The 18,082-nt window shown below is 53.9% G+C and carries 20 protein-coding genes and 1 pseudogene; 11 read left to right on the top strand and 10 right to left on the bottom strand.

Annotated elements, in window-relative coordinates:
* Positions 1-201 precede the first annotated feature (201 nt).
* On the top strand, positions 202-564 hold the full coding sequence (locus PG5_RS01415) for a hypothetical protein (RefSeq protein ID WP_020795307.1): 363 nt from the start codon (positions 202-204) through the stop codon (positions 562-564).
* 618 nt (positions 565-1,182) lie between these two features.
* Here the strand turns inward: PG5_RS01415 and PG5_RS01410 are convergent.
* The 6 genes from PG5_RS01410 to PG5_RS01390 form a co-directional block, all read right to left on the bottom strand.
* Positions 1,183-1,878 (bottom strand): hypothetical protein, encoded by a 696-nt coding sequence (locus PG5_RS01410; RefSeq protein ID WP_020795306.1) that lies wholly within the window; start codon positions 1,876-1,878, stop codon positions 1,183-1,185.
* A gap of 76 nt (positions 1,879-1,954) precedes the next feature.
* The gene (locus tag PG5_RS01405; RefSeq protein WP_042955148.1) at positions 1,955-2,488 is read right to left on the bottom strand and encodes a hypothetical protein; all 534 of its coding nucleotides are present in this window, start codon (positions 2,486-2,488) and stop codon (positions 1,955-1,957) included.
* A gap of 79 nt (positions 2,489-2,567) precedes the next feature.
* A complete protein-coding gene (locus PG5_RS01400) occupies positions 2,568-2,903 on the bottom strand; it encodes a hypothetical protein (protein WP_042955147.1) in 336 nt (111 codons plus the stop codon).
* Positions 2,904-3,064: 161 nt separating this feature from the next.
* Positions 3,065-4,429: a hypothetical protein gene (locus tag PG5_RS34085; RefSeq protein WP_155943696.1), complete on the bottom strand. Its 1,365-nt coding sequence runs from the start codon at positions 4,427-4,429 to the stop codon at positions 3,065-3,067.
* A gap of 698 nt (positions 4,430-5,127) precedes the next feature.
* Positions 5,128-5,457 (bottom strand): hypothetical protein, encoded by a 330-nt coding sequence (locus PG5_RS01395; RefSeq protein ID WP_020795301.1) that lies wholly within the window; start codon positions 5,455-5,457, stop codon positions 5,128-5,130.
* A gap of 172 nt (positions 5,458-5,629) precedes the next feature.
* Positions 5,630-6,067, bottom strand: a complete 438-nt coding sequence (locus tag PG5_RS01390; RefSeq protein WP_042955145.1) for a hypothetical protein — start codon at positions 6,065-6,067, stop codon at positions 5,630-5,632.
* Between the two features lie 256 nt (positions 6,068-6,323).
* Here PG5_RS01390 and PG5_RS01385 point away from each other — a divergent pair, with 256 nt between their 5' ends.
* The 4 genes from PG5_RS01385 (at position 6,324) to PG5_RS01370 (ending at position 9,893) form a co-directional block, all read left to right on the top strand.
* Positions 6,324-6,776, top strand: a complete 453-nt coding sequence (locus PG5_RS01385) for a hypothetical protein (protein WP_020795300.1) — start codon at positions 6,324-6,326, stop codon at positions 6,774-6,776.
* Positions 6,777-6,855: 79 nt separating this feature from the next.
* Positions 6,856-7,296, top strand: a complete 441-nt coding sequence (locus PG5_RS01380) for a hypothetical protein (RefSeq protein WP_042955143.1) — start codon at positions 6,856-6,858, stop codon at positions 7,294-7,296.
* Between the two features lie 2 nt (positions 7,297-7,298).
* Positions 7,299-9,011 (top strand): tandem-95 repeat protein, encoded by a 1,713-nt coding sequence (locus tag PG5_RS33095; RefSeq protein ID WP_020795299.1) that lies wholly within the window; start codon positions 7,299-7,301, stop codon positions 9,009-9,011.
* A 339-nt stretch (positions 9,012-9,350) separates the two neighbouring features.
* Entirely contained in the window at positions 9,351-9,893 is a 543-nt protein-coding gene (locus PG5_RS01370; RefSeq protein ID WP_020795297.1) for a hypothetical protein, read from the top strand.
* Positions 9,894-10,476: 583 nt separating this feature from the next.
* Here the strand turns inward: PG5_RS01370 and PG5_RS01365 are convergent.
* The gene (locus tag PG5_RS01365; protein ID WP_155943695.1) at positions 10,477-12,303 is read right to left on the bottom strand and encodes a phosphoadenosine phosphosulfate reductase family protein; all 1,827 of its coding nucleotides are present in this window, start codon (positions 12,301-12,303) and stop codon (positions 10,477-10,479) included.
* Positions 12,304-12,362: 59 nt separating this feature from the next.
* Positions 12,363-13,460, bottom strand: a complete 1,098-nt coding sequence (locus PG5_RS01360) for a hypothetical protein (protein WP_042955141.1) — start codon at positions 13,458-13,460, stop codon at positions 12,363-12,365.
* A gap of 312 nt (positions 13,461-13,772) precedes the next feature.
* Between PG5_RS01360 and PG5_RS01355 the strand changes: the two genes are divergently transcribed.
* From PG5_RS01355 to PG5_RS01345, 3 genes are all read left to right on the top strand, one after another.
* Positions 13,773-14,057, top strand: coding sequence for a hypothetical protein (locus tag PG5_RS01355; protein WP_042955140.1), 285 nt, complete (start codon positions 13,773-13,775; stop codon positions 14,055-14,057).
* Between the two features lie 88 nt (positions 14,058-14,145).
* Positions 14,146-14,370, top strand: a complete 225-nt coding sequence (locus PG5_RS01350; protein ID WP_020795294.1) for a hypothetical protein — start codon at positions 14,146-14,148, stop codon at positions 14,368-14,370.
* 250 nt (positions 14,371-14,620) lie between these two features.
* Positions 14,621-15,580 (top strand): restriction endonuclease, encoded by a 960-nt coding sequence (locus PG5_RS01345; protein WP_020795293.1) that lies wholly within the window; start codon positions 14,621-14,623, stop codon positions 15,578-15,580.
* A gap of 274 nt (positions 15,581-15,854) precedes the next feature.
* Here PG5_RS01345 and PG5_RS34720 read toward each other — a convergent pair.
* Positions 15,855-16,062: pseudogene (locus PG5_RS34720) on the bottom strand (hypothetical protein).
* 467 nt (positions 16,063-16,529) lie between these two features.
* Here PG5_RS34720 and PG5_RS35135 point away from each other — a divergent pair.
* Positions 16,530-16,736, top strand: a complete 207-nt coding sequence (locus PG5_RS35135) for a co-regulatory protein PtrA N-terminal domain-containing protein (RefSeq protein ID WP_042955139.1) — start codon at positions 16,530-16,532, stop codon at positions 16,734-16,736.
* A gap of 202 nt (positions 16,737-16,938) precedes the next feature.
* On the opposite strand, the gene merR is transcribed toward PG5_RS35135, so the two are convergent.
* A complete protein-coding gene (gene merR / locus PG5_RS01335; RefSeq protein WP_020795291.1) occupies positions 16,939-17,358 on the bottom strand; it encodes an Hg(II)-responsive transcriptional regulator in 420 nt (139 codons plus the stop codon).
* Between the two features lie 71 nt (positions 17,359-17,429).
* Between merR and merT the strand changes: the two genes are divergently transcribed.
* Both merT and merP read left to right on the top strand, forming a co-directional pair.
* A complete protein-coding gene (merT, locus tag PG5_RS01330; protein WP_020795290.1) occupies positions 17,430-17,780 on the top strand; it encodes a mercuric ion transporter MerT in 351 nt (116 codons plus the stop codon).
* Between the two features lie 13 nt (positions 17,781-17,793).
* Positions 17,794-18,072, top strand: coding sequence for a mercury resistance system periplasmic binding protein MerP (gene merP, locus PG5_RS01325; protein ID WP_020795289.1), 279 nt, complete (start codon positions 17,794-17,796; stop codon positions 18,070-18,072).
* The last annotated feature ends 10 nt before the right edge of the window (positions 18,073-18,082 follow it).

The following is an 18,082-nucleotide window of genomic DNA, read 5'->3' as shown; positions in this document are numbered from 1 at the left end:
AAAATTGGTCGATGAACGGCATGTGCGACTCGCCACCGACAAAGCTGCAAAACCAGGGACAACTGGCTCTATCTTGCCAACCACCGCTGATGGGCCGGCTCCTGGCGCGATTATACGGCTCAAGCCCGGCTGTTTAGGGCCGAAGTAGTGAAAGGGCGTGACCGCTCGCGTTCGTAATTTACAGTAAGCCGAAGGAAGATCATGAAGAAAATAATTGCAGCGACCTTGATGATGACTGCTGGTTACGCCATTGCAGGTATCCCACCTGGAATGCCAGCAACCGCGTCTGCGATGACCCCGCGTGACAACTGCTTCCAACGTCTGCGCGGCCATATCGACGCGTCCGCCCAGGAGCGTGGCTATCAGGTAACGGCGATGACTGAAGCGTACGGCGCCGAAATTGAGAATGGCGATTTCAAGTGCACGGCGAAATTTGAGCTGAAGGCAGCCGACGGCGTTAGCAAGAGTTCGCCATGGTTTGCATACGTGGTTTTTGCGAATGGACGGGCAGCTGAGCGCAAATCATCGGCGGATGAACTGCGTGAAGCGTTGGAAGGGCTTTGAATATAAAAAAAGCGGCGCACCCAACCGCCTCGCTGCGAGGCAATTGGGAGTCGGGCTGATAAACCATGTACGTGGAGTGACCACCCGGCATTGTGGCTACGGCCCGTGCCCCCCCGGTGAGTTTGGTTTACCGCTTCCTGTTGATGTGGTGTCGTCCGGTTTGTCTTTAGTCTGCTTTGCGTAGTCCACCTGGTCGGTTTGCGGTTGAACGGGTAGCTCAGGTAGCTCAGGTAGCTCAGGTAGTTCAGGTTGTTTAGGTGCAGGAGGGTCAGGTTGAGGGTCGGGAGGTGGTTCATCCTGGGCTGTGGGGCGGGAAGGTTGACCATTTGATTCACCGGACCTTCGATCTCCATCTGCGCCGTCAGACGGTTCTATTCCGATTGTGAGGACTGGTTTCGAATTTCACCTAAGGGGATCTCCACGCCACCGACTGCGCGGCAAGGCTTTGCCCTCACAAGGACCATGTACGCAGAACTCGCTTTGATGGGGAGCCCGGGAGCCGAAGGGACGGCGCCAGTCTTCATGTTGAACGATGACGACATCAAGCAGCTTTTAGTCATCTGACCTTAATGGAAGAAGCGAGAAATGTCGTCATGGGCATCGAGGGCAGGTGTGGTCCTAGCGCTCCAGCTGCTGAAGAGATGCCTCGTGTTCTACGGCAGCTTTGATATCGCGCACGGCGACCGCCAGGTCTTCACTGTTCCCCTCGACATAGTCAGGCCATGGCGTGAAGGGCTGCTGAGAATCTTGATTGAAGAGGACGCTGGTGGGGCAGCGGTAGGCGAGGGGGCCAGTGTCTCGGAACCGCACCAGGGCGAGCCCACTTGAGCATGCTTTCATGTCACCCAGATCGGCCTCTTCGCGCAATAGCTCCACGTTGGCGATGCCGTCATTATCAGTGCTGAAAAACGTCAGGTGCTTATAGGCTGATAGCACTCCGACCGTGCCGGCAAGGAGAAGAATCACTAACCGGCCGGAGGCCGAGAAGGCGAGTTTTTTGTCAGACCAGGCCTTTCGTGCTCCGATGAGGGCTGTCACCAAAATTACCAGTGAGCTGGCAAGGAGCAGGTATATCTGCCCTCGGCCACTGGTGGCGTCAGTCCGCACACTCCCGCCGGTGTAAAGGACTCCGAAGTACAGGGTCATTACCGGTGCGGTATACGCTGCGGCTACCAGCATAGGGATCATGGCTGCAACCGGGTTGGGGCGGGCGGCCTCGGGGGTGCTCATAAACTGGATCATCTGCAGAACTACTTTGGAGACTTTGACCATGGCGACAATCATCACCAGGGAACATAAGAGCAGGTACAGCATTGGAAATCCTTCAGCGGTGAATCTTGAGTGGAAAGCCTAAGCCTTAGAACGCTCCGTAACGAGCTTCCATCTTTTTCTACAAGAATACGGTGTCAGTGAGGGTTTTGCTGCCATCGGTGCCGATGGTGGTCATCCGCATCCGTGCCCCTTCGCCGCCGCGTGTCTCGAAACCCTCCGGCGGGTCGATTAGGAAACCGATAGCCCGTGTTTCCTCGCTGCCGAGTGTGAAGCCACGGCTGAAATCTTCATTCTCCGGCAAGCAATCAGCAAAATACGGACGCACAAGCTCAACCTCATCGGCAGTGAGCGGATAGAACACGTTGTTCGAATGTTGCATCGCCCATCCGCCATTACCTGCATGACACAGGATGTAGTTGTCCGAACCGAACTGTCCTTGTTTTAGACGCACCTGGGCGACCCACCCGATTGATCCGCGCAACGACCCACCGTGCGGCCCAGTCTTCACGAACATCCCTTGCTCGGGAATACGGCGCGACCCAAACCCGCCAACGGTTTGCATCCAACGAGCCTCATGGTCGGCCCTGATCGCATCGTCGATCTGCGTATGCAGGTGGTCAAACTCGGCTTGATTTGCATCATCTAGCGGCATTGATTGTTGATCCTTGCGATTGATTAGTGACGCCACGAAAGGCCCAATCAAGGGCCAGTTGTGTGCAAGCTCAGTGCCGTCAACTGTGGCTGTTGCCGAGCGCACTGAACTGGTCCCGCAAGAAAGCACGTCGCGCGGCGACCCGGTCGCGTATGTGTTGATCCAGGACATTCCAGTCGGAATGGGATAAGTCGCCGTAAATCAGCGCGCTGATCGCGAAAGCGTTCGCTCGGCTTTCGGGGTTATCTAGGTGTTCTTCCCGTGCCACCTGCTCGATGCTGCCCATGGCAGCTAGTAGACTTTCCCCCACTTTGAGCATGTCCACGGTAGCGACGAGTGCCGGAGGCAAAGCAACGCGGGCCAAGTCCTTGGCAGTGCTTACCTCTGAGGCGATCTGTTCTAGGATGCGAGTCATACCGAGTTCCTCTCCAGTGATACCGATGAGGCGAAACCTCGCCTCTACTACTGGCTTTATGCTGACCAAAACTGCAAACAAGATCTGCTTGTGCTAACCAATTTCGATCGCGCCGTATCAATTTTGTGAATCGCTACAGAAGCTAGCTCGCACTAGTCCACTTAATCCTCCTCTCTATGCCCAGGCACCATAATGCATCGGTGATTTTGCTGCTCATGACTAAGACTAAATTGAACAGCTATTGTTGCACCACGCGGGCATGCAGCCACCTGATCTTCTTTTGAGAAGCTTTCCCCGGGGCGTATCCGATGTGAGTTTACGATGATACCCCAGCCTTTGGGCACTCCAATATCTGAACGCCATTCTTCCCAAGCGCGACGACCTTGCGCACTGCATGAGTTATAGTCTTCGCTTTCATTGCAGGAATAGACCTCAATAGAATCGGCGCAAATATTTTTGTATAGCGACGAATCCGATTTATCCTCTTGCAAGCAGCTCGTAGCAGATTTAGCGACGGGATAATCACTCCAATCCTTCTTGTCTGATTTGGTGATTGTTACTTTACTAGCATTCATTCCAGCCCAGCATCGAGCGTTGTCTAAAATTGGTTTAATAGACATCAATGATTTACCTGGTTCTGCTGCATGTTTCTCAGTGAAGACCTCTGGTGTTCGATAAGGCGATGAAGCTGAGAGATCTCTGTACATTGAGTTCTCCGAGGCGACATCTTCAATAACATTGAGATGATGCAGGTCCCATCGATCATTATCGGAGTAAAATTTCTGAAAGGCGTCAACCCTTCTCTTCAGTTCGGCAGGGTTATTTACAACGGCCATGTTCACTTCAAAACGAGCGGGATTGATGACCGGCCTCCATGATCCTCTTAAACCCGTATTGACCGTTTCGGCAGGAAATATTATGTAGGACTCGCAAGCTCCTGGGCTTGAAGAGTTATGAGGGGAATTGGACGCATACGCAGTTTCTTGTGAAGGCTGCGTTTTCGATTGATACACTTGCCTTGGGTCTCCACTAGAGACGGATTCACGGGAAGGAGATTTCATTTCTAACTTTTCGGTTTGTGTTTTTGTAAATAATGTTTTGGGTCGTTCATTGGGTGAATATTCATAGCTAGGCATGCCGCAAGTGGCTTTTCTATTCGCCATGCTGCAAATACTTGACCATAATGCACTCTCAAAATAGTTCTTTGATGTGTGGGCTCTTTTTACATTAATCATGGCTTTAACGGATTGCCCTTTTTCAATTATTCCTGTGGTTCGGGCCCCTTCTTTTTCACAGGTGATTTTTATGTCTCCAAGTTCAAGTTCTGGTTGCTCAGGGTAGCAGTACTGAACTTCAATCGGGACGCCGCAGTCGTTTGTTATTAAAACGTGGTTAGGCATGTAAGAAACTACGGCGCACGAGTCGTCTCCATCTCCAGAGTACAGGCGAGAAGCTTCGAAACCTTGCGAAATACTATAAGTCGCAATCGAGAATATAGCCAGAGCCGTTCGCAAAACTGTTTTCATGGGTTGCTCGCCAAATAAACTCCTGTGATGAGATAGATATTTGTCGAGTAAGATTTGCTTGTCCACCAACGTCATAGATCTTTTCGAAATTTCGCCTTGAAGCCAATTCGTTAATGGTAATGAAAACCGGTGTTACCGAACTACCCCAGCGTAATGAGGAGGCCGGATCCTTAGTGGATGGGGTAGTCAGTGAGGCGAAGCTAACGATAGCCTCTATATCTCCTACCGTTAGAAACTGGCCATCGCGCAAACGGGCACATAAGTCAATCTTTAGCTCATCAAGAACAATAAATAGCACCATCAGCGGGCGAGGGGCCTGAGTGAGAGTGCTCGTTGATACGTGAGCCGCTCTTAACTCCGTAAGAACCCAAAGTGTGACACTGTGCACGGGCATACCATCTTGCCGAGTACAAAGGATAGGGAACCGTTCACCACTATCGAACCGCACCACCCTTTGTTTTAATTACCTATTTGCTACCTAAATTTACATCCAAAAAAAGGTCATGTTGACGGGCTAAGCCCACTCATGGCGGGGTTGGTGGGCCAGCGACTTTTCCTATGTTTAAGTGGGTCCGATTAGCACCGGCATTACCTGCCGCCTCTACCGGGAATAGGTAATAGTTCCGGCTCGACTCGGTGAGCCTTTCAAGAGCCGCATCGTATTCATCGCCATTCCAAACTCTTTCATGGCTTTACCCTTAACTCGCGGTTTTGCAGGATTCGCTGTTGCTTTCCACCGCTACCGTTTTTTCCGTAACAGGCTTCACAATCCTACCTTCTTTCAACGCGACGATTTGCTCAGCGCTCATCACGTCATACCGCCAGAGTGTCAACGAATCCTTGCGGCAGTAGGTAAAACTGAACGGGTATTTGGTTTCCACAACCTGGGCACCGGTAATCCCGTGTTTTTGCAAAGTATTGCTGGCCCACTGGGAAAAGTCGGGCGTATTGCTCGTAGGCAAATCCACTGCTCCAGCGGCAATGGAAAAAAACATAGTGACCATCAAGGCTGATTTCAGAAAGTTCAAGTTTTGGCTCCTATGCCTGGACGCGACAATGGGCGTCCTTCTACTGATCCAACCCCGCGGTTAAAGGCGAGGTTTGGGGTGGAACTGTTGGAGGTTTTACTCGGCCGACAAAATCCAGTAGCCATAAACGCAGCGGTGAGCGCGCCGAACACTCCCATTTGCGTCAGCCACCTCAGCTTCCCGTGATGGATCGAAGGAGACTGTTTGCAAGGCGGTGCGCAGTATATGCGTCGACGTCCATGCAGAGGACCTCCGTGTAGTCGGGCCGGCTGATTTCCAGGCGTACCCCCTCGCGGTATGGATCACCATCAGTGTTGTGGGTGACCCGAATGATTAGCCCGCTTTCTTGGTCAACGCGATTTGTGGATGCGCCGTCGCGTTCTTGATAGGAGACAACCCCATTGCTGGTGGGTACTAGCTTGAGAAGGTCAGCGCCGAGGGCCTGAGCTTCTTCAGCGCTCAATGCAAGAACGGCGCTCTCGCGAAAAGAATCTTCGTAAGCCAGGGTCGCACCTATCGCCTGAATGATGAGAGTCAGTTGCGAACGATCATCAGCGTCGAGATTCCAGCTGAAGTACGTCGAGACTTTTGCGTCAGTGAGAACTTGCATGTCACGGTCCTGGTAGGGGAACTCATTGAGTCGAAGGTCTCACGATCCCGGGCAAATGCAAGTTTGCCTGGGGCGCGATAGTAAGGGGAGCCAGCCCGAGTGCGGCGCTCTGTCTGAACCCAAAACTGGGATGAACTCGACCCTCTCCGCCCCATGGCTCATGAGACGCTTGTTCTATCAGGCCGGCGACATGGTCAGGAGAAAGTGTCCGACCCGAGTGCGGCGAACTCCAACGTTCCTCTCCCAGAGACGCAAGATGACAGGATTGAAATCACTAGAACGACGGGTGATCAGCTGGTTGCTGTCAGATGACACCGGCGCATCGAGCACCTCGATCTGCGCTCACATGCTCGGCGAATCGTGCGAGGGCTACGCCCCGTCCGATTGCTCAGACCTTGGTCGCTGTCTGCGCCTGCTGGACTTGGTACCGGAGTGGGCGCCGCGGGTACACGAGATGGCCGCGTATGGGCCTGACTGGAAAGGCCTGATCGCGCATTGGGATCAGATCGTCTCCCTGTACCAACATGAGGGAGGGGTACCCAGCAAAAAGCGTCCGCGCTCCCCTGAGACCTATAGGGTCATGAAGTTGGCCATCGCCGAAGGCTACCGTAACGACCCCAACTATGAGTGTGGATTCGGCAGCGATGGCACGCTCACGTGGTCCAGGTGTATCACGGGCGATTCGCAGGAGGAGGAACAGGAGGGCTAAGAGCGGCCCGACTTGTTCACACCTCTAGACCTTTCCAGCAAGTGGATGTGCTCAGTATCCGGTTTTACGAGATGACTTTATGATTCGCAATATCTTGGCCTTGCCATTAACTATATTCTCTTTAGTAGTTGGGGGTGTGATTGCGTACTCCCTGTTTCAAATAAAAACCGTTGAGAACGTTGATCTTGAACGTCTAGGGGTAGGGCAGCATATCGCTCTCAAAAAGAAAGTTGGCGCGGTAGATTACGAAGCAACTATTTACGTCAAGGTTGCCGATCCAGCAGTTGGGCAATTGGGTGTTGTTCAGTTAAATGGCGTGGTCGAAGGGCTTGGCTCCGATATGGATGGGCAGGCTATTGATTTTGTTTCTACCGACAATGACTGCGTTGGCACAAACTTTCAACTCATTTACCGAAAATCCTTTGCAGATTTAATAATTCAACCCGGTGGGATTCCTAGGACTTGCCACCTGCATGGTTATTTAAAAGATAATCGCTCTCTAACCCGGGTGGAACAATAAGAATGGCTTCACTTATTCGCTATACCCTCTGTCTACTGGCTACGTTAGCCTTTTCGTTTACTAGTTTGTGCGCCAGGGCGTATATCTGGGATGGTATTGTCTATCCGCAGACTCCGGGTACAACGATAAGCGGAGCGGCCCAAGTTCCTGTTAATTATACCGATATGTATTTCAATATTACGTTCCCTAGTCGAATCGGCAATGCTTGTAGCGCGTCGGGCATGGGGCCAGTTCCCAATGTTAACGCTTACGTTTTGTGGCGTCCTAAAGGCTCTGGTGGTCTATTCAATGTTGTCACAGTTATGGTTGATGGATCCATTGGTGGATTTGTCTCATGCGGTGGAGCATCCCGTACGGCAACCGTTAACATGTTCAGAGAGGCAGGTGGACCAACGGCGCCTGGCGAATACGAGTTCGCCATATTGGTATCGTGGCAGTTATGTACGAACTGTTCAACGGTCGATGACTATACAAATATTATGACTGTTTCTGTGGGTATTACCAATACACCTCCAGCCGCGGGCAATGCTTCACTGGTGACAAATGAGGATACAGTTGGTGCCGTTGGGCTGCCTATTTACGATCCTGATGTCGGCGATTACCACTCTTTCCAGATTCTCGGCGGGCCATCAGTTGGTTCGGCGTGGTTATCAGGGGGCGTTCTTTATTACTCGCCACCAGCGAACTGGAACGGCTCGACTTCTGTCACTTACAACGCAGTCGATTCAAAGGGAGCGGCCTCTAATGCAGCTACGGTTTTCATTACAGTTAATCCCGTCAACGACCCACCCGTGGCTGATGTGAAGTCCCTGGGCTTGAATGAAGATAGCGCCGGCAGCGTGCAACTGAGTGGTTCCGATATTGATTCACCGGCGCCGACGGTCTTTCAAATCGTAAACGCGCCGCCTGCCACCCAAGGAAGCGTGAGTATTGCGGGAAACGTGCTCACATTCACTGGATATAAAGACTGGAACGGGAGCACCAGTCTCACCTATATAGCTCAAGACAATCAGGGGGCATGGTCAGCACCTGCGACGGTTTACATCACCGTTTATCCGGTCAATGACCCACCTGTGGCGGATCCTAAATCCCTAGTCTTGAATGAGGATACGTCCGGCAGTGTGCTGCTGAGTGGTTACGATATCGACTCACCGGCGCCGACGGCCTTCCAAATTGTAAGCGCGCCTCCGGCCGCTCATGGAAGTGTGAGCTTGGTAGGGAGCACTCTCACCTTCACGGGGTTTAAAGATTGGAACGGAGTTACCAGTCTCACTTATAGGGCCCAGGACAATCAGGGCGCATGGTCGTTACCTGTTACGGTTCAAATCACCGTTTACGCGGTTAATGATATTCCTGTGGCAGATGCGAAAGCCATGACCCTGGATGAAGATACCGTCGGTACCATTCAACTGAGCGGTACTGACGTAGATTCTCCGGCACCTACGGTCTTTCAAATTGTTAGCGCGCCGGCCGCCACCCAAGGAAGCGTAAGTATTGCGGGGAGCTCGCTCACGTTTACTGGTTACAAAGATTGGAACGGCCTTACCAGCCTCACCTACAGGGCCCAGGACAACCAAGGCGCATGGTCGTTACCCGTTCCGGTGCAAGTCACCGTTAGACCGGTCAACGATGCCCCTGTGCTTCGATCTCCTCTGAAGGTTGAAGCCAGGGAAAATCGACCGGTATCTGTTAAAAGTATCGTCAGCCAGCAATGACGCCAACCAACCCGCTGTCATGGTGTGACAGCGGTTTTTTTTTAGGCCGGGAATTGAGCCCTATCAAGCGGCGTGCAAAGACGGGTTATCAGGTCCAACAGGGTAGGGGTGTGAACTCGAAAATTTGTTGGGTTGCCCGGCTTGCCGACAATCAGCACCAGGTTATACTGCCCACCAGCCAATAGGCACCATCCAAAAAGTTTCTTTCAGATCGAGTGTTCGATCTGAATGAATGGCAGTTCAACTGCCGCCATCAGCTGCAATGCAGCACATCAAAAACCCTCGTGGGATGCCATCCCGCTTGGGGTAGCTCCGCGAGTATTGCTCAGGAGCTATACCATGCTTTCCAAAGACCAGAAATTCAGTGCTATCCAGGGTGACGTTGAACTGACTGCCGAAATTAGCCTGTGTGTCTTCATGTACAAGGGTTACGGCCTGCAGCTGACAGTCAAATTGCCCAATGGTGGTGACACGATAGTCGGGCGAAAGGATATTCCGATCGAGACCGCTACCGAGCAGGACTGCCAGGCTCTTTTGGAGACCGTTAAGGTTGTGGCCTGCAAGACCTGCCAAAAGCCTGCGTTTGATCCGACAACCTGTCATACCAATCGCGACGGAGAGTGTGAGACCTGTTTCATGGCCAAGCTCAATGCTGAGTTCGAGAAGGACATGAAGAAGGCTGACGCCAAACTCAAACGTGATGACGCCAAGTTCAAAGCTCGTGGCTACACGCATCGGGTTCAAGCTTGGATTCATCCGCCGCGTGGTTCGGACTATGAGCTCATGATGTGGATGATTAATCCGACACCGGAACAGATCACCGCTGAATTGAAGAAGAAGAAAAGCGCCGATCCGACTGACTACAAGTTGATCGAGCTGTAGCGATACTCAAAGGCCACTCCCATCTCGGGGGTGGCCTTTTTCATTGGGGTTGCATCTCCAGGATATCGTGGAGAATACAAATCAAAGAGGCACTGCAGGAGCATGAGCTCACCTGGTGCCGATCAGTTTCTAGACGACCAAATAGTGGCCACTACTTAGTGTGGCGACGTAGCAATACGTCCGCGGCGATTAGCTACACCGCCGTGGGGGTCCGCAGAAGGTGCCCCGGGTTCCAAGGATGAGAGAATCCGTAAAACAGCTGCAGGTAAGATGGATTTGAGGTTCGTTCCACTCAGTAGCTGCGCAGTAATGGGCAGCGAACGGCACGGGCAAACCACCTCCACCCTCTTTGAGGGTCCGCTGCGGGAACGTAGCGTCTCGGAAACGGGAGAGTCCAGGCAAGCCCGATCGCCCCTCCAGTCAATGGGGCAATGATTCGATGAAAAAGCCCGGCCACAGTGCTGGGCTTTTTCGTTGTCGCCGGCTCTGCCGGAGGGAGAGATTCAGCCCTGTACTTCGCCGGCATCCAAAACCGCTTCATGGGTACTGGGTCACCGTCAAAAGCAAAGGCGCTTGACAGCGCTCAAAAATCCATCAGGTACTGCCCGCTATCGCAACGCGGTACTGATCGAACTTGGCCGCCTGAGATTTGCTGGGGGCTTTCTGCTGAAGCGAATACGCCGGTCAGCTTAGCGACTAGCGCATCAGGGTCGTTGAGGATTTCCCGGAGCCCGTGCCTGTGCAGCTGGTTCCCGATACGCAGCATGCGATCCCACGCCGAGTGGCCACCTTTTTTGAAGGATACAACGCCGTAGCGCAGTAAGTAGTGCAGGGCCTGCGACGGGTAGACGTCCTGGTGCGGGCCGTAATACTCGAGTGCCCGGTCCAGCTCGAAGGAGAAGAAGAGCTCGGTACCCTCGTCGTCCAAGTCGAACTCGTTCGTCTCATTGACGTTCGTGTAGTAGATGCCCTTTTTCTGCAGGGTACCCTGGCAGGAAAGTTCATCATTTACCGAGCGCAGACCTTCAAACATGCCGTTGAATTCTTTATCGGCGAACGGCACCTCGATGGATCTGGAGATATCCAGATCCGACCGTTGAAACTCAGTGTACTCAGCTGGTAGCGGGTAGCGTTTACCATATTCGAAAATGGCCTTGTACTCGGAAAGGGCTGTGAAAGGCCGCTGGTACGAGTACCTCGACCAGTGCAGATCAATGGCCAACACCTCCTTCATGCCCAGAAGCTGAAACCGTGCCGGCAGCCGATTGCGCTGGGACCACTCCGCCTCATCCGCGTCGATGGTTAACGCGTAGCGCAGGAGCTCCAGACACAGGTCCGGGGAATAAGCGTTGGCGGCGATCTTGATATACCCGTTCTCAGGGTTGATCGTTCGAGCCAGCCAGTTCCGGCCTTTTGGATCGTAGTGGCGGGCCTTAAGGTAATTGCGGTAATCGTTAAGTGGCTTCATCCACTCGTGCCGGCCGTCCTCCTGACTCAGCATGTTTTCCATGCTTTTGTCGGTACTCACGCGCAAGCACATCCAGCAACCATGACGGGCGCCGCAGGAAGTTTTGCGCTCAACACCCCCATCCCGGATCATCACGTTCACCATGCAGTCCCCAGCCGAGTCCCGGTACACCTCGGTTAGCTGAGAAAAGTCCGAGTAGGTGTCCAGTCGCCCATTGGTGACCTCGGCAAGGAACGTGAAAATATCCATGGTCGTGAAGTCCGCTATGGGACTGAGGATCCAGTTACTTTTCTCCCCCGGCTTTGCCATGTTCACAGGTAAGAAGGCGCTTTCGCCGCGGGAGGCCATATTGCGCCCACGTACTGCCGACTCATCCCGACGGGTGCCGATCAGCGTAACGATGGAATCGCTTGTAAAGTCGCTTCCCATTTCTTGCGAGATTACGGCCTTGATCTGGCGCTTCGTACGATCCATCGGTGATGCCTTGATTTGCTGTTGGCATTTGGCCGAGTTCCCGGGCATCGAAGCGACGGTGCGACCACCGATGATGGAGACCAGCCAATTTTCTGAGAGGTTGGGGCTGCAAACCCAGATGCGTACAGGTAGACCGTTCTTTTCGGAGTACGCCTTCAGAGAACGGATCTCGTCTTTGCTGTACGAATGGACTCTTGGGTTTTCGATGAGGGTGTCCGAGTTCAACACGTGCAGTTCCGGAACCTCGAAACCTTCGGCCTTCAGTTGCTCCATCGCCTTCAGTGCAATAGCGAGGGTCACCGAACTGTCCTTGCCGAATGAACTCGCTACCACCAGCCGCTTCCCGGCCAGGATCAGCGACTTGATCACTGCAATCGCTTCGGCCACCTTCTCCGGAAACGAGCGCTCGATGATGGGTGACGCCACCGGGGCGGCATCCTGGAAGAGGGTGGAGGCGATCAATTGCATTGTCAGGGCCCTGAAGGTGAAGAACCCCACCAAGGTATGCACGAACGGAAATATGCAAGTTAGATCAACCCGGCTTCCTGCAGTTCGATGGTTTCGATGCGCCTAACGACAGCCATCGATGGGGAGGAGGCGGCATTAAGTCGCGACGAAGCTTGATCCACTGCAGCAAAGTAGCAATGAACATCGGGAGGGGTTCCTTTCACCAGATCAGCCAGAGCGCAAACAAAATTGACAAGGGCCACACCGTCCTCGAGTTGTTGGCCACTCCCAACGCTTGGACCGCCATCGAGCTCGAGGATCAAACCTCCTGAAGAGTGCTCACGTAGGAGCCGGGCTGAGCGGCCAAATCGCTCACGCAAACGTCTTGTGAGGGTTCCATGGTGATAGCTGCCGGTGTGTTCTAAATAGCTCGCAAGCTGGCGAATCCGTTCGTACACGCTCATCCAATGCGATCGATTTTCCTGCTCCCGATAACCATCGCGGGCCGCCACTCGTGCGTCAAACTCGCTGATGCTGATCGCACCCGCCTTCACCTCCCGCAGCCATCGTTCATCCTCTCGCCAAAGAAACCTCCTCCGCAGTGCATACAGGTACTTATCCAGATAGTGCACCTGCCCGTGCGCCGCCAAGTGGGCCACCTGTTGCTCTATGTCGACCTGGGTATCAAACATGAACTGGGGCTCAAGAGCGTCCATGAGCGCGTTTAGCTGGTCTGTGATTGCTACCGCGTCCTGTAACCACTGGAGTAAGTCGATCGCTTGATATTTGCCCGCTGTGAATTCGAGGGGGCGTCTCGGGCCCCCATAGGGCAGACCTCTTGCCCTTTGCTCAATGTCAGGCAGGGTGTTGGGGAGACCGAAAACGAAAGTGAACCTGTCGCCCAACTGCTGGCGCTTCGTTGCAGACCAGGCGCGCGATCGCTCCTGTACGCCAGTCACGGCAGGTAAGCATTGGACAAGATTGGCTAACCGAAAATACTGGCTTTGGGTGTAACACAGGTTCCGGCCCGCTGGCAGTTCGAACCAGCCGCCCTCGATGGCGTCGAGCACAGCTTCAACGCCAATGTGACCTGGCCGGGGCAGGTCTTTTGAGGATCTGCGGGACGCAATAGCAGCAGAGATGACAGCGTCAGTGGTGTGTTCTTCACATAGGTGCATCACAGGGTCCTGAGGACGAAATATGTGATGCATTGTCCGTGACTTCCCGTTAATGCAAGCCAACGCCGTAGTGCTCTCAAGGGGGCAAGTTGCCCCACCTAGCCTTGGTCGGTGCTGCGTCCTTCGCCGCGTTGAGAGCGTCCAAGAGGGGCTATTGGGCTCCTAATACCGGGACGGATGGTCTGCTTGCATGTGGGCGAATCAATGGAAGATTGCTTCATCGATAAACTCGGCATCCGCCGATAGAAATCGACCTTGTGGCGCTCGCTGTTTAAGCGTTGAATTGGTGAGCCTGGGAATGGACGCGAGACAATGAATTTAGCCGTAAAACTGATTGGTAAGGGACTTGGGTCAATAATCTTGGCTATTTCCGCCGCATCCTTTGCAGCGTATGCCATGAATCATTTTCCGGGGTGGGCCATCGCCCTTTCTTTCCTACTGGGGGTGTGCGCTTCAATTCCTATGGTGCTTTTCTTTAACCTGTTTCCGAGTTCTGATTCGCCTCCAAGCAAATCCTATGTGATTAAGGACGACCCAAATGATGACTGGGACGACCACTTCAGGCATTCGAGGGACGACGACCGGTTTGATGACTGATAATTGGTGCCAACCGGCCGGGCACCGGGCCTATTATTAGAGCCAGCTCGGAACCACGGATCCGACACCAGATCGAAGGAGAATCTTCATGAGTCGAATCGAAACGCCAGACGCTCTAAAGGCGCGCAAGCTCGCCGAACTGCGCAACGATCTTGCCCGAGCATTAGCGGAGAAACAGCCGGGCCTTCGTATTTGGAGGCAGGGCCTGATCCACGGACGGCTGCTGGAGTTGGAGGCCTCTGGGGTGTTTTCCAGTGAGGAAAGCGATGTTTTTAGCAGGGAGGTTCAGGCGTCCATGGAAGCTGCAGAGTGACTCGTTGCTATTTGCGCTTTATTTCCAATGTATCAAACGATTCTACCCCCCTCTCGAAATAGCAAGTTTTGTCAGCTGCATGTCCCACGGCGGCCTTGAACCTGGTCGTTGACCTTCGATTCCTGACTTCAATGTGGCCTCCTGAATCGGTAGCGGACGTCTCTCGTCGCAACCCCCACCAGGGAACGGATTGCCGGCCATGTTCTGTTGCAAGTGACCATGATTGCTTCATCCCTCAATGGAGCAACGTATGGCCAGTCGGCGCAAAACCTTAACCCTTGATGATCTGCTCAATATTGCGATGAAGATGCCGTTCTGGGCGAATCTGGTGATTGCCAGTGGCTCGTTTGCCTTTCTACGGTATTACGGTGGTTCGGAATTACCGACGATGTCAATGACACCCGGGAGTGAGCTTGGCCCAGCGATCGCGCAACAAATCCTACGGCTGTTCGCCTTTATCGGGCAATACGTCATCCCACCTGTGTTTCTGTTGGGGGGAATCCTTGGGTGGACTCAGCGAATAGTAAGGGCTCGAAAATTCAGCCGCATTGGGTCGGCGAAGGAGCCAGGCATTGCTATCCGAAACCTCACCTGGGAGCAATTCGAGAACATGGTCGGCGAAGCTTTTCGCAAACAAGGCTTCACGGTTCAGGAGACGGATAAGGGGCCCGATGGTGGTGTCGACCTGGTGCTGCGAAAGAGCAGGGAAGTGTTCCTTGTCCAATGCAAACAGTGGCGGGCTTCGAAGGTAGGAGTACAGGTCGTGCGCGAACTCTATGGTGTGATGTCAGCGCGTGGAGCGACGGGTGGGTTCGTGGTTACCTCTGGAGCCTTCACCAGTGATGCCTGGAAGTTTGCGAAGGAAACCAATCTGCAGCTGATCGACGGGAAACGGCTCATTCAGTGGTTCCAGCAGCCTGACCTGGGCAGGGTAACTTTGCCTGCTGAAGATTCTTTGGGGGTGACCGATCGTACAATCGTCAGTCAAGTCGCACCTGCACCTGCACCTGCAGCTGGTGATGTACCGAAGGAGTGCCCACCTTCTTCGCATTCCAACAATTCACCCCTTTGCCCGCGGTGCGGTGGTGGAATGACGGCCCGGTACCCTCGCTCCACCAATGGTGGAATAGCGAGCAGTGTGTTTCTTGGCTGTCTTAACTTTCCCTCGTGCCGAGGTACCCGATCGCTCGAACCTGAGTCCGTGTACTAGGACTCACGATGTCGTGCAGGGCTGGCAAGTAGGTCCCATTGCTACATGGGTAAAGCGTTCATTGGACTGTCCCCTACCAGCTTTATTGGGCAATGAACGCTTTCCGATGTAGCACCGTGTGGGTGATCGATGATCTGCGTCCTCTGTCAGGCTTGTCCGTGGGCTTTGGTCGTGAGTTTATGGCTGCAAGTGGAGGACGCGAAGGCGCACCCTTTTACGGACTCGGCCCTACGTCTCCCTGCAGGGCTTGGGTGTACCTGGTGCAGCTTTTCCCCTAACTGGCTGGGTCGACAACAACCCAGCATTTCGCGCCGTTTTGATCATCGCCCCCTCGGCAATGAAGACGTGGCCGGCATCATCAACGGCATAGGCCCAGGGCGTTCGTGAACCGCATCTCGCAAGCAGTTTTTCCACCCGTAGACTTCGCCGTTGGGTAATTGCACGGACTTGCCCACCCATTTGCATTCGACCTGACCAGTCATTTGCATTCGTACTGACCAACGATTTGCATCGGATTTGACCAGCAGGCTTTGTCACCATGAGCGGCAGAGAACGGCCAGAAGCGGACTGTCAACGCAGGTCTGCTTCCCGCCAGAAGCGCTCGGTTCCGATCCTGCTTCGGATCAGACACTTAGGCGTTGATGTTGGTCTGTCACCGAAGATCACGAGAATGTTGGATTTTCGGCTGCCCCGACAATTGCCGAGATCACCATGACCGAGGTCGTCACCAGGGCGAGTTACGATAGCCACTTGCGTATAAGAGTCACCTGACTTGCTCCTTTGCTCGCTGGGGTTTGTGGAGCAACGGAACAGAAAGTGCACTTAAGCCCTACCATCTTCTCTCAGCGCCATAATCTAGGTTCTCTTCAACTCCATTTCCTCCTTGATTCCGTACTTAACTACGGAGATAGAGTCGACTCGTGGGTATAAAACCCGAGAGGAGGCTGTTATGAAATACCTAAGACTACTGCTGATAGTTGGTTCGACTCTGCTGTCATCCACGATATGGGCCGAGGGCGGGAGCGATCGTTCGATTGAGCGGGCCGCCTCTATGCACGACAAGGCTGAGGCGGCCTTGGTGGTGAAGATTGAGCAACGAGGGGGCACGGCGGCTAGCCGTGTCGAAGAGCAGTCCGCTTGTTCACCTACAAGGTAGGACATGAGCGACCGCTGCACGCTCCGCTCGACCAGACTCAGTGTGAGTCTGTCCTGATAAGGCGCGAGCGTAGATGTCAGTTACCCATCTGTGGCCTCTGCAAGTGCTCCTTCGGCCATTCAGCGGCGCTCATTGAGTGCCGCTTTTTTTTTTTAGCCCCAGCCGGCCAACAGGGGCGCCTTACGAAACGGCTGATCGTAGGTCAGCGCGGCTCTTTGTTCCTTTGCAGTGAAACGATCAGCGGACAGGAAACAGTCCCGTGGCTCGCACAACAGTCGTGAACCAGTTGCTCCAAAACTGACTCGATCCGCTTCAAATCCGCAAGTTTCCCACGCACATCCCCGAGCTTCTGCTCGGCGAGCACACGCGCTTCATCGCAGTGAGCGCCGTCATCCAGCCTCAATAACCCGGCCACTTCTTCGAGGCTAAAGCCTAGCCGTTGCGCGGATTTTACGAATTTCACCCGTGAGACATCTGCCTCGCCGTAACGGCGAATGCTGCCGTAGGGCTTGTCCGGTTCGGGCAACAGCTCCTTGCGTTGATAGAACCGGATGGTTTCCACGTTGACCCCGGCCGCCTTGGCGAAAGCGCCGATGGTCAGTCTTTCAAAATTGTTTTTCATACCGCTTGATTCCGTACATAGCTACGGAGGTAACCTTAAACCATCGATCGAATGCTCGAAAGGAGAAATGCATGTCTGAACCATCAAACGGGCGCGCCCCTCTTGTCGCCGGGGTGCTTGCAGCGATTCTCGCCTCGACTTGCTGTCTTGGGCCGTTGGTACTGATCGCACTGGGATTCAGCGGGGCCTGGATCGGCAACCTGACCGTGCTGGAACCTTACCGCCCGATCTTTATCGGCGGGGCTTTGATCGCACTGTTTTTTGCCTACCGGCGAATTTTTCGACCGCAACAAGCTTGTAAGCCGGGCGAAGCCTGCGCGATCCCTCAGGTACGCATCACCTACAAGCTGCTCTTTTGGGTGGTTGTGGCATTGACGCTGATCGCGCTCGGCTTCCCTTACATCCTTCCCTTGTTCTACTGATCAGGAGTTCACCATGAGAAAACTGCTTGCATCCTTAGCACTCGCCACTCTCGTCGCCACACCTGTCTGGGCGGCCATCCAGACCGTTACCCTGTCGGTGCCCGGCATGACCTGTGCTGCCTGCCCTATTACGGTGAAGAAGGCGTTGACCAAGGTCGATGGCGTGACCAAGGCTGAGGTGAGTTTCGAGAACCGCGAGGCCATCGTCACCTTCGACGATACCAAGACCAATGCCCCGGCGCTGACTAAGGCGACCGAGGACGCTGGCTATCCGTCCAACATCAATCAATAGGAGGCAGTTC

The sequence above is a fragment of the Pseudomonas sp. G5(2012) genome (assembly GCF_000408945.1).
Classification (GTDB): domain Bacteria; phylum Pseudomonadota; class Gammaproteobacteria; order Pseudomonadales; family Pseudomonadaceae; genus Aquipseudomonas; species Aquipseudomonas umsongensis.
This window is presented reverse-complemented; position numbering and strand designations above follow the sequence as displayed.

Excerpts from the sequence above, each read along its gene's own strand:
- PG5_RS35135 (WP_042955139.1), top strand. The coding sequence starts at position 16,530 with ATGAAATACCTAAGACTACTGCTGATAGTTGGTTCGACTCTGCTGTCA.
- merP (WP_020795289.1), top strand. The coding sequence starts at position 17,794 with ATGAGAAAACTGCTTGCATCCTTAGCACTCGCCACTCTCGTCGCCACA.
- PG5_RS01390 (WP_042955145.1), bottom strand. The coding sequence starts at position 6,067 with ATGCAAGTTCTCACTGACGCAAAAGTCTCGACGTACTTCAGCTGGAAT.
- merR (WP_020795291.1), bottom strand. The coding sequence starts at position 17,358 with ATGAAAAACAATTTTGAAAGACTGACCATCGGCGCTTTCGCCAAGGCG.
- PG5_RS01385 (WP_020795300.1), top strand. The coding sequence starts at position 6,324 with ATGACAGGATTGAAATCACTAGAACGACGGGTGATCAGCTGGTTGCTG.
- PG5_RS01365 (WP_155943695.1), bottom strand. The coding sequence starts at position 12,303 with ATGCAATTGATCGCCTCCACCCTCTTCCAGGATGCCGCCCCGGTGGCG.
- PG5_RS01355 (WP_042955140.1), top strand. The coding sequence starts at position 13,773 with ATGAATTTAGCCGTAAAACTGATTGGTAAGGGACTTGGGTCAATAATC.
- PG5_RS01410 (WP_020795306.1), bottom strand. The coding sequence starts at position 1,878 with ATGCTGTACCTGCTCTTATGTTCCCTGGTGATGATTGTCGCCATGGTC.
- PG5_RS01345 (WP_020795293.1), top strand. The coding sequence starts at position 14,621 with ATGGCCAGTCGGCGCAAAACCTTAACCCTTGATGATCTGCTCAATATT.
- PG5_RS33095 (WP_020795299.1), top strand. The coding sequence starts at position 7,299 with ATGGCTTCACTTATTCGCTATACCCTCTGTCTACTGGCTACGTTAGCC.
- PG5_RS01380 (WP_042955143.1), top strand. The coding sequence starts at position 6,856 with ATGATTCGCAATATCTTGGCCTTGCCATTAACTATATTCTCTTTAGTA.
- PG5_RS01415 (WP_020795307.1), top strand. The coding sequence starts at position 202 with ATGAAGAAAATAATTGCAGCGACCTTGATGATGACTGCTGGTTACGCC.
- merT (WP_020795290.1), top strand. The coding sequence starts at position 17,430 with ATGTCTGAACCATCAAACGGGCGCGCCCCTCTTGTCGCCGGGGTGCTT.
- PG5_RS01350 (WP_020795294.1), top strand. The coding sequence starts at position 14,146 with ATGAGTCGAATCGAAACGCCAGACGCTCTAAAGGCGCGCAAGCTCGCC.
- PG5_RS34085 (WP_155943696.1), bottom strand. The coding sequence starts at position 4,429 with ATGAAAACAGTTTTGCGAACGGCTCTGGCTATATTCTCGATTGCGACT.
- PG5_RS01370 (WP_020795297.1), top strand. The coding sequence starts at position 9,351 with ATGCTTTCCAAAGACCAGAAATTCAGTGCTATCCAGGGTGACGTTGAA.
- PG5_RS01360 (WP_042955141.1), bottom strand. The coding sequence starts at position 13,460 with ATGCACCTATGTGAAGAACACACCACTGACGCTGTCATCTCTGCTGCT.
- PG5_RS01400 (WP_042955147.1), bottom strand. The coding sequence starts at position 2,903 with ATGACTCGCATCCTAGAACAGATCGCCTCAGAGGTAAGCACTGCCAAG.
- PG5_RS01405 (WP_042955148.1), bottom strand. The coding sequence starts at position 2,488 with ATGCCGCTAGATGATGCAAATCAAGCCGAGTTTGACCACCTGCATACG.